Here is a 14,245-nt window from a genome sequence, read left to right on the forward strand (position 1 = left end):
AAACCAACAAGTTTTTCACTATAGCTTCACACACCGGCTACAGTGGCAGGTCGAATATCGGCGTCCATTGATATAAGGAATATGGACATGGGGTTTTTAAACACCGCGCCGATGCGCTTTCTGCTGCTCGTAACCGGCGCATGGCTGGTGATTTTCCTACTGACGCGCAGTGTGCTGCTGATCACGCATTTGGATGAAGTCGGTGGCAACCTGCTACCGGTGTTTGGCGTCGGCTTGCTGTATGACCTCGCGTTCCTGGCCTATGCCGCTTTGCCGCTGGGCCTGTATCTGCTGCTCTGCCCGCCCGCGCTGTGGCGCCGCCGTGGCCATCGCTGGTTCCTGCAGGCGGTGCTGACCGTCAGCCTGTTCGCCATGCTGTTTACGTCAGTGGCCGAGTGGCTGTTCTGGGATGAGTTCGGCGTACGCTTCAACTTTATCGCCGTCGATTACCTGGTGTATTCCAATGAGGTGATGAACAACCTGCTGGAGTCTTACCCGATCGGCAAGCTGCTCAGCCTGTTGGCGATGCTCGCGATTGTACTGAGCCTGGCCTTGCGCAAGCCGTTCAACAGCGCAATGAGCGCGCCTCTGCCGCCCCTGCGTGGGCGCGTGTTGAATGCCCTGGGCCTGCTGGTGGTTGCCGGTCTCTGCGTGCAATTGATCAGTCAGGACAGCCCACGCGCCTCGGGTGGCAATGCTTACAAGAATGAACTGGCGAGCAACGGCCCGTATCAGTTTTTTGCCGCGTTCCGTAACAACGAGCTGGATTACACCCAGTTCTATAAAAGCCTGCCCACCGAGGTGGTCGCCAAGCAATTGCGGGCTGAACTCAGCGAGCCGAATGCGCGCTTCGTCGGCACCGACCCGCTGGACATCCGCCGCGCAATCACCAACCCCGGCACGTTGCGCAAACCCAACATCGTGCTGGTGACCATCGAAAGCTTCAGCGCCAAATACATGGGCAGCAATGGCGACGACCGTAACCTCACCCCCAACCTCGATATGTTGCGTAGACACAGCCTGTACTTCAATAACTTCTATGCCACCGGCACCCGCACGGACCGTGGCCTGGAGGCGATCACCCTGGCCATTCCACCGACGCCCGGCCGTTCAATCGTCAAGCGCATCGGCCGTGAGAGCGGTTTCGCCAGCCTTGGCCAACAACTCGGGGCCATCGGTTACGACAGTGTCTTTGTCTACGGCGGACGCGGTTACTTCGACAATATGAACGCGTTTTTCAGCGGCAACGGTTATCGGGTCGTGGACCAGAGCAGCGTGGCGGAATCGGAAATCTCGTTCAAAAATGCCTGGGGCATGGCCGATGAAGACCTCTACCGGCAAACCCTGAAACTGGCCGATGCCGACTATGCCAGGCAGCAGCCCTTCCTGCTGCAACTGATGACCACGTCCAACCATCGCCCTTATACCTATCCGGAAGGCCGCATCGATATCAAGTCCGGCAACGGCCGTGACGGCGCGGTGAAATACACCGACCACGCCATCGGTGAGTTCCTCGACGCGGCCCGCCAGAAGCCGTGGTTTGATAACACGATTTTCGTGTTCGTCGCCGATCACACCGCCGGCAGCGCAGGCAAGGAAGACTTGCCTATCGCCAACTACCAGATCCCGCTGTTCATCTACGCACCGAAGCTGATCGAGGCTCGGGAAACCGCGCAACTGGCCAGCCAGATCGACTTGGCCCCCACGTTGCTGGGGTTGATCAACCTGAGCTACGAATCCACCTTCTTCGGCCGTAACCTGTTGCAAGACAGCCCGCTGCCACCGCGCGTGGTGGTCGGCAACTATCAGCACCTGGGGTTGTTTGATGGCAAGGACCTGGCAATCCTCAGCCCGCGCCAAGGCCTGCGTCGCCACGATCAGGCCCTGGGCGAGAGCCAGGAGTTACGTGTGGGCACGGATGATCCATTGATCCAGCGCGCAATTACTTACTACCAGGCCGCCAGTTATGGTTTCACACAGCAACTTTTGAGCTGGAAAGCGCCCAAGGACGCAGCGCCTGCCATCAGCGTGCGCTGACCCCCTCGTGAGCCCTTGCCTCCCCATGGCAAGGGCGTAACACTTGCGTCCATTCTCCGGCGATGGCGCCCTTTCATGTCCGACACCCTGCTGCTGATTGAAGACGACCGCCCACTGGCTGCACTGACGGCCGAATTCCTGCGTGCCGAAGGCTTTACCGTAGCGGTTGAGCACCGTGGCGATCGCGCTGCACAGCGCATTCTTGACGAACAACCGGCGCTGCTGATCCTCGATGTGATGTTGCCGGGCATCGACGGGTTCACCTTGTGCCGACAGATTCGCGATCAGTACCCGGGGCTCATCCTGATGATGACCGCGCTGGATGAAAACGCCGAGCAACTGACCGGCTTCAACGTCGGCGCGGATGACTATGTGGTCAAGCCGGTCGACCCGCTGCTGTTGCTGGCCAGAATCCGCTCGTTGCTGCGTCGCCACCCTCAAGCCCCGCGCGCTCATTACCAGTGGGGCACCTTTCGGCTGGACCTCAACAGCCATTTCGCCTGGCTCGATGAGACCCCTTTGCAGTTCTCGGTTGCCGAGTTCGAATTGCTGGCGATTTTCGCGCGCCATTGCGGGGTATTGCTGACGCGGGAAAAACTCCTGCAGAGCCTGCGCGGCCTGGAATACGACGGGCTCAACCGTTCCATCGACATGCGTGTGTCGCGCTTGCGTAAAAAGCTGATGAGCCTGGAATGCCCGGTGACTATCCAGACCATCACGGCCCAGGGCTATCTGTTCGTCGAAAGTGCCCAGGAGGCCCGACATGTTGACTAAGGTGCGGCCCTGGATGGTGGCCGTGGCGGGCACGGGCTGGGCGAGTTTGACGTTTTATCTGTTGTGGCTGTGCGCCAACGCCTCGGTGTTTGTCGGCGAAGACAGCTTTTTGCGCCTGATGGCCGGGCCGGCCTACCTGGTGGCCGAACAGCTCAAAGCCGTGCCGGCCGACCAACGTGAAGCGCGCATGGACATCCTGCGCGCGCACTTCCAGTACCCGGTGAATCTGATCTCGCTGGACGAGGTCGAATTGCCGCCGGAAGCGTTGGTCATGCTGGAGCATCAACAACCGGCACTGAGCAGCGACGAAGACATCAGCTACTTCCCGCTGGATGACGACACCATCATTCAATTCGGCCCAATGTGGGGCAGTGCCGAGGTCAAGGATCTGCTCAAATTCCCGGTTTACTGGATCACCGCCGCTGTAGCAGGCCTGCCGGTGCTACTGCTACTCGGGATCGGTTTACGCCTGCACCGCCGTCGCCGCACCGACCTGAACACCCTCAAGACCTGCCTTGGCACGCTGGCACGTACCCCGAATGTGATGTTGCCTGCCATGGGCAAGGAATGGACGCCGTTGCTGATGACCTTGCAACAGCACGCGCGGGACATCAGCGCCATGAACGAGCGCCACCGTGAAGTCTCCCAGGCCGTGTCCCACGAACTGCGTACGCCATTGGCGCGCATGCGTTTTGCCTTGACGCTTCTGGGTAAAAGCGAAGACCCGCTCACCCGTACACGCCTTCAGGAACGCTTGCTCACCGATGTCGAAGAGCTCGAAGCCCTGGTTCGCGCCAGCCTCGCCTTTGCGCGCCTGGCAGGTGCACCGACCGACCTGCAACATGAGCCAATCAACCTGCGTGACTGGCTGCACCAGGAGTTTGCCTTGCTCGACGGGCACCATCGCCGGTTGAGCCTGGAAACCGAGCCCGCCCACCTTGAGCTGATCGGCGACCGTGCCCTGTTGCACCTTATCGTGCGCAACCTGTTAAGCAATGCCATCACCTACGCACGCGATCAAGTGTGCGTCAGTGCCACTTACCACGGTCAACAGCACCTGGTGCTGCATGTGGATGATGATGGCCCCGGGGTATTGGCGGAGAACCGCGACAAGATCTTCGAGCCCTTCGTGCGCCTTGCCTTGGGGGGCGATGAGCCCACGGGCTCCGGCCTTGGCCTGGCACTGGCCAAACGCGCGACCCAGTGGCACCACGGTGAATTGTCGGTATCGCGCAGCCCTTTGGGCGGCGCACGCCTGAGCCTTATTCTGCCGCTGAGGCCGCTGTAACCTGCGTGTTACAGCCTGTGACAGTGAAGCCTTCGGATTGCTCGTAACCTCGCCACCTGAATCCCAGGTTGGAGAGCTCTTTCATGCATCCCCGTAAGAAGCATTTGTCCACGTTGGTGCTGTCGCTGTGCATCGTTACCGGCACACTCTTGCCCGACCATGCGTCGGCCTCGCGCCTGGCGGTTACCGACTCGCCATCGTCCCGGTTCGAAGACAAACACGCAGGCGATCACCCCGCAACGACGGCACGTCCGCCAACACCGCAGGGGTTGGTCGTCACGCCTCGGCCTGGGAGGCGGCCCAGGCCCACCGCCGCTGAAAAACTCGCGCACCTGCCTGTCCCTCGCCCACTCGACGAAGTTGCTGCACCGCAACCCCTGGCACTTATGCCGACTGCCCAACTGACCCTGGCGCGGGGAATGACCTTCAGAAAGCTGTTGCGACGACGCACCCTCGGCTGATCCATCCTCAAGCCCCATAAAAAAACCCCGCCTGCATCGCTGCAGGCGGGGTTTTTTATTAGCCGGGTAAGGCTGGCTTACATCATGCCGCCCATGCCACCCATGCCGCCCATGTCTGGCATACCGCCGCCAGTCGAGCCTTCTTTCTTCGGTGCATCAGCGATGGCCGCTTCAGTGGTCAGGATCAGACCGCCGATGGAGGCTGCTGCTTGCAACGCCGAACGAGTCACCTTGGTAGGGTCCAGGATGCCCATTTCGATCATGTCGCCGTAGACGCCCGTTGCAGCGTTGTAACCGTAGTTACCTTTGCCGTTCTTGACTTCGTTGACCACAACGCTTGGCTCGTCGCCGGAGTTGGCAGCGATCTGACGCAGCGGTGCTTCAACAGCGCGACGCAGTACAGCGATACCGACGTTCTGGTCAGCGTTGTCGCCCTTAAGGTCAACCAAAGCTTCCAGAGCACGGATCAGCGCAACGCCACCGCCAGGTACCACGCCTTCTTCAACGGCTGCACGGGTTGCGTGCAGGGCGTCTTCAACGCGGGCTTTCTTCTCTTTCATTTCAACTTCGGAACCGGCGCCAACCTTGATCACTGCAACGCCGCCGGACAGCTTGGCCAGACGCTCTTGCAGTTTTTCACGGTCGTAGTCCGAGGAAGTTTCGACAACCTGGGCACGGATCTGAGTGATGCGCGCCTGGATGTCCTGCTCTACGCCAGCACCGTCAACGATGATGGTGTTTTCCTTGGAGATGGTCACACGCTTGGCGCTGCCCAGGTTTTCCAGGGTGGCGCTTTCCAGGCTCAGGCCGATCTCTTCGGAGATAACGGTACCGCCAGTCAGAACAGCGATGTCCTGCAGCATGGCCTTGCGACGGTCGCCGAAGCCAGGCGCCTTGACGGCTGCGACTTTAACGATGCCACGCATGTTGTTCACAACCAGCGTCGCCAGGGCTTCGCCTTCAACGTCTTCGGAAACGATCAGCAGCGGACGGCCGGCTTTGGCAACGGCTTCCAGTACTGGCAGCATTTCGCGGATGTTGGAGATCTTTTTGTCGACCAGCAGGATCAGCGGGCTGTCCAGCTCGGCAACCATGGTTTCTGGCTTGTTGACGAAGTACGGGGACAGGTAGCCACGGTCGAACTGCATGCCTTCTACAACCGACAGTTCGTTTTCCAGGCCAGTGCCTTCTTCAACGGTGATCACGCCTTCTTTACCGACTTTTTCCATGGCTTCGGCAATGATGTCGCCGATGGAGCTGTCGGAGTTGGCGGAGATGGTGCCTACCTGAGCGATAGCCTTGGTGTCAGCGCATGGCTTGGACAGGTTTTTCAGCTCGGCAACAACAGCGATGGTCGCTTTGTCGATGCCGCGCTTGAGGTCCATCGGGTTCATGCCGGCAGCGACGGCTTTGTAGCCTTCGTTGACGATTGCCTGAGCCAGAACGGTAGCGGTGGTGGTGCCGTCGCCTGCGTCATCGTTGGCACGGGAGGCAACGTCTTTGACCAGCTGCGCGCCCATGTTTTCGAAACGGTCTTCCAGTTCGATTTCTTTTGCTACCGAAACGCCGTCCTTGGTGATGGTCGGAGCGCCGAAGCTCTTCTCGATGATCACGTTACGGCCTTTAGGGCCCAGGGTCGCTTTTACTGCGTCAGCCAGGACGTTGACACCGGTGAGCATTTTCTTACGGGCGGAATCGCCGAATTTAACTTCTTTAGCAGCCATGATCGATATTCCTTAAATACTTTGTAGTAACGGGAAAATGAGCGGGGAATCAGTCTTCCAGAACGGCGAGAATCTCGTTCTCAGCCATGACCAGCAGGTCTTCGCCGTCGACTTTCACAGTGTTGCTGCCGGAGTAAGGGCCGAAAACAACCTTGTCACCCACTTTTACGGCCAGCTCACGTACTTGACCGTTTTCCAGCGTCTTGCCCGGGCCAGCAGCGAGAATCACACCGTGGTTGGCTTTTTCAGCAGCCGAACCTGGCAGAACGATACCGCCGGCGGTTTTCTTTTCTTCTTCGCTGCGACGGATTACGACGCGGTCGTGCAGAGGACGAAGCTTGCTCATTGTCGATCTCTCCTAATTGTGTTTTTCATCGGCCGGTATCGGTACCGGCGGGTTGTATTCCGGCTGTGCCGGTCGCGCCTCGCCAAGCAAGACGCGGAAGTCTGTCTGGTGTCGCCACCAGAAACCTTGCGGTGACCGTTACATAAGGGCGCATAAGCTTATTACAAGGGGCCGCCGCGGAAATTTTTTGCGTGTGCCGGGCGGTAAACGCAACACGGCACCCGAAGGTGCCGTGCCGATTAAGCCGTTATTTGCTGTCGCGGTGCTCGAACTCACCCTCGATCACATCACCTTCACGCCCCAACGGTTGGCGCGGAGCCGGGCCGCCACGCGGTTGCAGGTCGTCGGCGAACGCACGCTGACGAATCGCAGCCTCTTCGGCACGCTGGCGCATCTTGCCGGCCAGCAGCTTGCGGGTGAACGGCAGCAGCATGACCAGGCCCACCACATCGCTGATGAAACCCGGCAGGATCAACAAGCCACCGGCCAAAGCCATCATCAGGCCTTCGAGCATGGTCTGAGCGGGCAATTCGCCACGGTTCAGGCTTTCACGGGCACGTAACGCGGTCGCCAGGCCGGCAACGCGCAGCACCAGGACGCCGAGCATCGAGCCTGCAATTATCAGCAACAGTGCCGGGAAGAACCCGATCGCACTGCTGACTTGAACGAATACGAACAGCTCCAACACCGGAAACAGCAGAAAGAGCAATAAAAAAGGGCGCATCAAATGGTTCCTCAACGCAAGAATGCCTTGCCAGTTCACCTTAGATGACGTCGCCGTTTCGTGAATTCAAGCGTCGGCGGGTTCTTTTTTCGGCCAAACCTCGGCGTGAGCCAATGAAACCAAGGCTTCGCGTACTTGTGTCGGAGTGTTGCAAGACGCTGCGAAAGGCAGCCAATGCAGAGACTGACCGATGCGCAGGTGCATGCCTTCGCTGTCGATACCGGCCAACTGTGCAGGTTCATGCGCAGGCAGGCCGGCGAGTTCGACGTAATGCGCAATGGCCTTGGTGTGGTCGCTGTTCATGTGCTCGATCATGCTGCGCTCGGTCTTGCCGGCGAACGGGTTGGCCAGGGTCAACTGATCGACCCAGTGAATCGCGCCAAACCCGCCGATGTAACGGTGACGCACGGGCTTAAGCACCCAGAAGTCGAAATCGTGGGCCTTGTGATAGTTGGCCGAATCCGGGAAATAGCGGTAATAGCGCTCGGCAGCCGCTTCAATCGCAACCTCATCCTCAAGCTTTTCAGCTTCGGCCAGGTAGGTCAGGCGCCCTACTGCTTGTATATCATCGGCCTCGCGCTCACCCACCAGCAGCGAACACTTGGGATCTTTCTGCAGGTTGTGGGTGTGCTGGGCGATACGGCTGATCAGGATAATCGGGCGGCCCTGCTCGTCGAGGCAATAGGGCACGACCGAGCCGAAGGGAAACCCGGGCATGGCTTTGGATAATGTGGAGAGAGCCCCACGGTATTCCTTGAGCAACAGCTCTCGGGCGTTCTTGGCAACCTGCGCGCTCACTGTATGACTCCTCGGGTGTTCAGCCGCCCACAGCGCATGACGTCTATGGGAATGAATCTCAACACAAGGTAATCAATATCCGCGCAGGTTGCCAGAGTGACCGATGCAGCTTTTACCAGGCCACGCCGAACCCGGCGGTGTAGCGGGTCTTGTCCAGGCTGCTCTGGGATTCGCCATTGATGATGTCGCGCTCAGCCTTGAGGTTGAGCGAAGCCCATTCAGTGACTTTGTAACGCAGCCCCATTTCTGCATCCAGGGAGTATTCGGACGGCCCGGCAAGTGGTTTGCCCAACTCACCATTGGTGAAGAACTCCACGGTCTTGCCCACCAGGTAGCGGTTGTAGCTCCACTTCATGGCCAGGGAATAGAAGTTGGTCTTGCCGCCGTCGGCATATTGATAATCCGTGCGGTTAACCAGCGAACCGAGGGAGAACGCGCCCAGCTCATCGTCCCAGAACTGGTAGCCAGGGCCGGTACCGACGGTGCGTTGGCGGGACAAGTCTTCCACTTCGTCGCGTTTGTAAGTCAGTCGGCCCTGCCAGAACCAATGCTCGGTAATAAAGCGGTCCAAGTCATATTCCAGCGCCCAGTTATCGGTGGTGGTCACGTCATCCTGGAATTCGCGGTTGTATTCACCCTTCGCGGTATGGCGCCACTGGCCGTGACGGGCCGAGGTCTTGAAGTCGACGTCGTAGTCGTTGGTGTCTTTGTCGGCGCGTTTGTAGTCCAGCGCCAGGTCGACGTTGCCCTTCCACACCAGGTCTTCGATGACCGGCTTGGGCTTGATGATTTGCTGGATGCTGGCCAAGTCCACGGTCTTGGGCGCCTCACCATTGGCGAGAACGACCTTGCCGTCCTCCGCCGCTTTCAGAGACTTGGCTTTCTCACCGCTGTAGGCGTCCTGCTTGACCAGCAGCTCCTGATCACTTTCCAGGGTTTTGACTTGTTTCCAATCCACCGGAATCGCCCCCGCGTAGCTGGTCTGAATCAGCAGCTTGCCACCGTCGAAGACTTTGATCTTGCCGGTCAGGCGGTCACCGTTTTTCAACCAGACAGTGTCGGCGAGCAAGGGCGTGGAGGCGCTGAAAACAGCAATGCACAGCAGGGTTCTGGACAACATAAGCGGATTCGGAGCTCAGGGTTGGCGAAAAAAGAGGCGCTATCGTGTTAGATAGGTACGACTGACTCAAGGATTTATGATGAGTTCAATGCTCACAGCCCTGTTTTGAGATGTTTCTGACAAAGACCCCGACGATGCCCACAGCGAATTTACCTGCCGATCCCCCCCAAAGCCCGGCCGACATGCGGCGCACGGCGTTGTACCTGACCTTGGCGCAAGTGCCCGAAGGTTGCGTGGTGAGTTATGGCGAGTTGGCGCACCTGGCCGGCCTGGGCCGCGCCGCGCGCTGGGTCGGGCGTACGCTCAGCCAACTGCCCGAGGACACCCGGTTACCCTGGCACCGGGTTTTGGGTGCCGGTGGTCGGATAAGTCTGCCGGTGGGCAGTGCATCAGGCGATGAACAACGTGCGCGTTTACGCAGCGAAGGCGTCAGTATCCTGAACAATCGCGTTGATATTCAGCGTCATGGCTGGCGCCCGGTAGAGCACAGCGGTTAGAGTGCGCGCTTTGTTTCCGCAAATCTGAGGCAGACTCCAGCCCATGCCCCGTAAAACCTGGCGCGCCGCGCTCGCCGCCTATGCCAGCCCCTCGACGTTAGTGCTGTTGTTGCTCGGCTTTGCCGCCGGCTTGCCTTACATGTTGGTGTTTTCGACGCTTTCTGTGTGGTTGCGCGAGGCCGGCGTGGCCCGCGAGACCATCGGCTATGCGAGCCTGATCGGCCTGGCCTATGCCTTTAAATGGGTCTGGTCGCCGCTGCTCGACCAATGGCGCCTGCCGCTGCTCGGCAAACTCGGACGTCGTCGCTCCTGGCTGGTACTTGCCCAAACGCTGGTGATCCTCGGGTTGATCGGCATGGGTTTCTGCGACCCACAGAAACACCTGTCCTGGCTGATCGCTATTGCCGTCATTGTTGCTTTCGCTTCGGCCACCCAAGACATCGCGGTAGACGCTTATCGCCTGGAAATTGCCGATGACAGCCGCCAGGCCGCTCTGGCCGCCAGCTACATGTCCGGTTATCGCATCGCCGCCCTGCTGGCCACGGCCGGTGCGTTGTTCTTTGCCGAAGGCTTCGGTTCGACCGGCTTCAACTATAAGCACTCGGCTTGGACCGGCACTTATGTGCTGTTCGGCGTGCTGATGATCCCGGCACTGCTGACCACCTTCTTCATGCGTGAACCCGATGTGCCACTGCGCACCCAGTTGCAGGCCGGCCGCTACAGCTTCGCGCACCAATTGATCTCGGTGTTCGTGCTGATCGTACTGCTGGTGTCGGTCCCCGCGATGTTCACCCAGCTGTACAACACGGATTTCGCCAGTGTGCTGTTCCACGGCGTGAGCCTGTGGGAGCTGCTGATGGAAGACCGCGCCTTCCTGCGCGCCATCCTGTACATCATCCTCACGACCCTGTGCCTCTCAGCCATGGGCCGGCGTGGCTTGGCGCCGGTGCTGACGCCGATCAATGATTTTATCCTGCGCTACCGCTGGCAGGCGCTGCTGCTGCTCGGGCTGATTGCGACCTATCGCATGTCCGATACGGTGATGGGCGTGATGGCCAACGTGTTCTACATCGACCAGGGCTTTACCAAGGACCAGATTGCGGGGGTCAGCAAGATCTTCGGCCTGATCATGACCCTGCTCGGCGCCGGTATGGGCGGCCTGCTGATTGTGCGGTTCGGTATCCTGCCGATCCTGTTCATCGGCGGCGTATGCTCGGCGGCGACCAACCTGTTGTTCGTGATGCTCGCCGACATGGGCCCGGACCTGCAGATGCTGATTTTCACGATTTCCCTGGATAACTTCAGCTCGGGCCTGGCCACTTCGGCGTTTGTCGCCTACCTGTCGAGCCTGACCAACCTCAAGTTCTCTGCCACCCAATATGCGTTGCTCAGCTCCATCATGCTGCTGCTGCCGCGTCTGATTGGTGGCTATTCGGGCGTGATGGTCGAGAAGTTCGGTTACCACAACTTCTTCATCATCACCTGCCTGCTGGGTGTGCCGACGCTGTTCCTGATTGCCTTGCACTGGTTTCAGGAAAGTCGGCGGGCTCGTTTGAGCCCTTCACAGGAAGACTGACACCGCTCGGTCACTGCGGGAGCGAGCGCGCTCCCACATCCCCCTCTGCATTCTGATACCTGTACTCCAGCAGTTTGCGCCCGTACAATCCCAAGTCATTTCAAGTCCAAGCAACCGACAACGGCCTACCATGCGTACCAGTCAATATTTGCTCGCCACACAGAAAGAAACGCCTTCCGACGCGGTCGTGATCAGCCATCAGCTGATGCTGCGCGCGGGCATGATCCGCAAACTGGCCTCCGGCCTGTACACCTGGCTGCCCATGGGCTTGAAGGTGATGCGCAAGGTCGAAGCGATCGTTCGCGAAGAAATGAACGCCGCCGGCTCTCTGGAAGTGTTGATGCCAAGTACCCAACCGGCTGAGTTGTGGCAGGAATCCGGGCGCTGGGAAGAGTACGGCCCTGAGTTGTTGCGCTTCAAGGACCGTCACGGCCGTGATTTCTGCGCCGGCCCGACCCACGAAGAAGTCATCACCGACCTGATGCGCAACGAGCTGAGCAGCTACAAACAGCTGCCGCTGAACCTGTATCAGATCCAGACCAAATTCCGTGACGAAATCCGCCCACGCTTCGGCTTGATGCGTGGCCGCGAATTCATCATGAAGGACGCCTATTCGTTCCACGCAGACCAAGCGTCGCTGCAGGTCACCTACGACCGCATGCACACCGCCTACTGCAACGTGTTTACCCGCCTGGGCCTGAAATTCCGCCCGGTTGAAGCAGACAACGGCTCCATCGGTGGCGCCGGCTCCCACGAGTTCCATGTACTGGCCGAGTCCGGCGAAGACGACATCGTGTTCAGCAACGGCTCCGACTACGCGGCGAACATCGAAAAAGCCGAAGCCGTACCGCGCGAAACGTCCCGCCCTGCGCCAAGCGAAGAGCTGCGCCTGGTCGATACGCCAGAAACCAAGACCATCGCGGCCCTGGTGGAAAAATTCAATCTGCCGATTGAAAAGACCATCAAGACCCTGATCGTGCGCGCCGAAGAAGAAGGCAAGCTGATCGCCCTGGTCATTCGTGGCGACCACGAGCTCAACGAAATCAAGGCAGCCCAGCAGCCAGGCGTTGCCAGCCCGCTGGTGATGGCCACCGACGCTGAGCTGCGTGACGCCATCGGCGCCGGTGCCGGCTCCCTGGGCCCGCTGAACCTGCCGCTGCCGATCATCATCGACCGCTCGGTCGAGCTGATGAGCGACTTCGGTATCGGCGCGAACATCGACGACAAGCATTACTTCGGCGTGAACTGGGAGCGTGACCTGCCGGTGCCGACCGTGGCCGACCTGCGTAACGTGGTAGCCGGTGACCCAAGCCCGGATGGCAAGGGCACCCTGGAAATCAAGCGCGGCATTGAAGTCGGGCACATCTTCCAGCTGGGCAACAAGTACAGCAAGGCGATGAAGTGCGAAGTGCTGGGCGAGAACGGCAAGCCGATCACCCTGGAAATGGGGTGCTACGGCATTGGCGTGTCCCGTGTGGTTGCCGCTGCGATCGAGCAGAACAACGACGAGAAAGGCATCATCTGGAGCGACGCCCTGGCACCGTTCCAGGTTGCCCTGGTACCGCTGCGCTATGAAACCGAGCAAGTACGCGAAGCCACCGACAAACTGTATGCCGAACTGACGGCCGCCGGTTTTGAAGTGTTGCTCGATGACCGGGACAAGAAAACCAGCCCGGGCATCAAGTTCGCCGACATGGAACTGATTGGCATCCCGCACCGGATCGTGGTCAGTGACCGCGGCCTGGCCGATGGCAATCTGGAATACAAGAGCCGGACCGAAGCCGAAGCCCAACCGTTGCCGGTGGCTGACGTGCTGTCTTTCCTTCAGGCGCGTATTCGTCGCTGAAAACCAGATCAAGAGAAGTCATGTTCAAGCGAAACACCAGAGCCCTGGGGGGCGCCGCCTTGTGCGGCGCCCTGCTGGTCAGCGGCTGCGCCAACCAGATGTCGCAACGCAGTGAGCACGAGGAGCGGGTCGAGCGTAAGTTGCTCGATCACAGCCTGCAAATCGATGTAGGCGAACCCAAAGTATTGGAACTTCCACAACGCCGGGTTCGCATTCACGAGCAAAAGACCTTCGAGGTCACCGAATTCGAAGTCACCCGCCGTTACGATCGCTACACCCCCTACCAACCCTGGCGCAAACTCTATGAGATGCCCCTGGGCGCGGTCGCCCTGGTGGCGGGCGCGGGCGCCAACGTGGCGAATATCTTCGCCCTTGGCAACTTGCCTACCAGCATGACGCGCGATTGGCTGACGTATGGCGTGGACGGCATCAACCCGTTCATGAACGTGCAATCCCATGGCCGTGCGCAACAGAACCTGGCCGGTATCGATGAGGTCCAGCGCGACAAGCGCACGGAGTATTCGAGCCTGCCCTGGAGCGAGCGTCCGGTACAGGTCACCGCCGGCAAGCAAACCCATGAGCTGACCACCGACCGCGACGGCGTATTGCGCCTGAACCTGTTGGACAGCCCCTTTGCCGAGCAGGACCTGAACCGCATCACCACCTTGAAGATCAGCGTGGAGGATGGCCAGGACGACGCGCATTCGGACTCCACCCTGGCGATCAGCAATACCTTGCGTGGCAAGTTGCTGGAAGCTCATGGCCTGATCTACGACGATCTGGAAGACGATGAAGTCAACCAGTGGGTGCACCGGGTCAAGCGCCTGTCGGAACTGGGCCTGGAAGAAGAAGCCAGCGAACTGGAACAAAGCCTGATCGAACTGACCCGCAACGATCCCGAGTTGCAGCAGGAGTTTCTGCAGGCGCTGACCAAGGATGCGGGGCGGCTTGTCGCAGATCCTGGGGCACGCTGAGATTCTGAAAACGCTATAGATCTAAATGTGGGAGCGGGCTTGCTCGCGAATGCGCAGTGTCAGTTGATACATTCATCACT

The 14,245-nt window shown here is 59.6% G+C and carries 13 protein-coding genes; 8 read left to right on the forward strand and 5 right to left on the reverse strand.

The features are described 5' to 3' along the window. Positions 1-87 precede the first annotated feature (87 nt). The 4 genes from A7D21_RS10625 to A7D21_RS34295 all read left to right on the forward strand — a co-directional run bounded on the left by A7D21_RS10625 (position 88) and on the right by A7D21_RS34295 (position 4,560). Entirely contained in the window at positions 88-2,037 is a 1,950-nt protein-coding gene (locus tag A7D21_RS10625) for an LTA synthase family protein (protein ID WP_069551676.1), read from the forward strand. A gap of 75 nt (positions 2,038-2,112) precedes the next feature. Next, positions 2,113-2,811: a response regulator transcription factor gene (locus tag A7D21_RS10630; RefSeq protein WP_069551677.1), complete on the forward strand. Its 699-nt coding sequence runs from the start codon at positions 2,113-2,115 to the stop codon at positions 2,809-2,811. Beyond that, the gene (locus A7D21_RS10635; RefSeq protein ID WP_069551678.1) at positions 2,801-4,099 is read left to right on the forward strand and encodes a sensor histidine kinase KdpD; all 1,299 of its coding nucleotides are present in this window, start codon (positions 2,801-2,803) and stop codon (positions 4,097-4,099) included. Before A7D21_RS10630 ends, A7D21_RS10635 begins: the two co-directional genes overlap by 11 nt. Positions 4,100-4,182: 83 nt before the next feature. Next, a complete protein-coding gene (locus A7D21_RS34295) occupies positions 4,183-4,560 on the forward strand; it encodes a hypothetical protein (RefSeq protein ID WP_141718215.1) in 378 nt (125 codons plus the stop codon). A 77-nt stretch (positions 4,561-4,637) separates the two neighbouring features. On the opposite strand, the gene groL is transcribed toward A7D21_RS34295, so the two are convergent. The 5 genes from groL to A7D21_RS10660 form a co-directional block, all read right to left on the reverse strand. Then, positions 4,638-6,284 carry a chaperonin GroEL gene (gene groL / locus A7D21_RS10640; protein ID WP_053257816.1) on the reverse strand — a complete coding sequence of 549 codons (1,647 nt, stop codon included), beginning with the start codon at positions 6,282-6,284 and terminating at the stop codon, positions 4,638-4,640. 49 nt (positions 6,285-6,333) lie between these two features. After that, entirely contained in the window at positions 6,334-6,630 is a 297-nt protein-coding gene (gene groES / locus A7D21_RS10645) for a co-chaperone GroES (protein WP_017139748.1), read from the reverse strand. A gap of 247 nt (positions 6,631-6,877) precedes the next feature. Further along, positions 6,878-7,354 carry an FxsA family protein gene (locus tag A7D21_RS10650; protein WP_053257817.1) on the reverse strand — a complete coding sequence of 159 codons (477 nt, stop codon included), beginning with the start codon at positions 7,352-7,354 and terminating at the stop codon, positions 6,878-6,880. 66 nt (positions 7,355-7,420) lie between these two features. Then, positions 7,421-8,152: a HugZ family protein gene (locus tag A7D21_RS10655; RefSeq protein WP_053257818.1), complete on the reverse strand. Its 732-nt coding sequence runs from the start codon at positions 8,150-8,152 to the stop codon at positions 7,421-7,423. 112 nt (positions 8,153-8,264) lie between these two features. Then, a complete protein-coding gene (locus A7D21_RS10660) occupies positions 8,265-9,272 on the reverse strand; it encodes a DUF481 domain-containing protein (protein ID WP_069551679.1) in 1,008 nt (335 codons plus the stop codon). Positions 9,273-9,406: 134 nt separating this feature from the next. Between A7D21_RS10660 and A7D21_RS10665 the strand changes: the two genes are divergently transcribed. The 4 genes from A7D21_RS10665 to A7D21_RS10680 all read left to right on the forward strand — a co-directional run bounded on the left by A7D21_RS10665 (position 9,407) and on the right by A7D21_RS10680 (position 14,165). Next, a complete protein-coding gene (locus A7D21_RS10665; protein WP_053257820.1) occupies positions 9,407-9,769 on the forward strand; it encodes an MGMT family protein in 363 nt (120 codons plus the stop codon). A 43-nt stretch (positions 9,770-9,812) separates the two neighbouring features. Further along, complete coding sequence (locus tag A7D21_RS10670; protein WP_053257821.1) at positions 9,813-11,345, forward strand: AmpG family muropeptide MFS transporter; 1,533 nt, start codon at positions 9,813-9,815, stop codon at positions 11,343-11,345. A 130-nt stretch (positions 11,346-11,475) separates the two neighbouring features. Further along, complete coding sequence (locus A7D21_RS10675; protein WP_008433579.1) at positions 11,476-13,191, forward strand: proline--tRNA ligase; 1,716 nt, start codon at positions 11,476-11,478, stop codon at positions 13,189-13,191. Between the two features lie 20 nt (positions 13,192-13,211). Continuing rightward, complete coding sequence (locus A7D21_RS10680) at positions 13,212-14,165, forward strand: hypothetical protein (protein ID WP_053257822.1); 954 nt, start codon at positions 13,212-13,214, stop codon at positions 14,163-14,165. The last annotated feature ends 80 nt before the right edge of the window (positions 14,166-14,245 follow it).

The organism is Pseudomonas sp. AP19 (assembly GCF_001728855.1).
Taxonomy (GTDB): domain Bacteria; phylum Pseudomonadota; class Gammaproteobacteria; order Pseudomonadales; family Pseudomonadaceae; genus Aquipseudomonas; species Aquipseudomonas fluorescens.

Coding starts and splice junctions, on each gene's coding strand:
- A7D21_RS10670 (WP_053257821.1), top strand. CDS start 9,813: ATGCCCCGTAAAACCTGGCGCGCCGCGCTCGCCGCCTATGCCAGCCCC.
- A7D21_RS10630 (WP_069551677.1), top strand. CDS start 2,113: ATGTCCGACACCCTGCTGCTGATTGAAGACGACCGCCCACTGGCTGCA.
- A7D21_RS10675 (WP_008433579.1), top strand. CDS start 11,476: ATGCGTACCAGTCAATATTTGCTCGCCACACAGAAAGAAACGCCTTCC.
- groES (WP_017139748.1), bottom strand. CDS start 6,630: ATGAGCAAGCTTCGTCCTCTGCACGACCGCGTCGTAATCCGTCGCAGC.
- A7D21_RS10625 (WP_069551676.1), top strand. CDS start 88: ATGGGGTTTTTAAACACCGCGCCGATGCGCTTTCTGCTGCTCGTAACC.
- groL (WP_053257816.1), bottom strand. CDS start 6,284: ATGGCTGCTAAAGAAGTTAAATTCGGCGATTCCGCCCGTAAGAAAATG.
- A7D21_RS10635 (WP_069551678.1), top strand. CDS start 2,801: ATGTTGACTAAGGTGCGGCCCTGGATGGTGGCCGTGGCGGGCACGGGC.
- A7D21_RS34295 (WP_141718215.1), top strand. CDS start 4,183: ATGCATCCCCGTAAGAAGCATTTGTCCACGTTGGTGCTGTCGCTGTGC.
- A7D21_RS10680 (WP_053257822.1), top strand. CDS start 13,212: ATGTTCAAGCGAAACACCAGAGCCCTGGGGGGCGCCGCCTTGTGCGGC.
- A7D21_RS10660 (WP_069551679.1), bottom strand. CDS start 9,272: ATGTTGTCCAGAACCCTGCTGTGCATTGCTGTTTTCAGCGCCTCCACG.
- A7D21_RS10650 (WP_053257817.1), bottom strand. CDS start 7,354: ATGCGCCCTTTTTTATTGCTCTTTCTGCTGTTTCCGGTGTTGGAGCTG.
- A7D21_RS10665 (WP_053257820.1), top strand. CDS start 9,407: ATGCCCACAGCGAATTTACCTGCCGATCCCCCCCAAAGCCCGGCCGAC.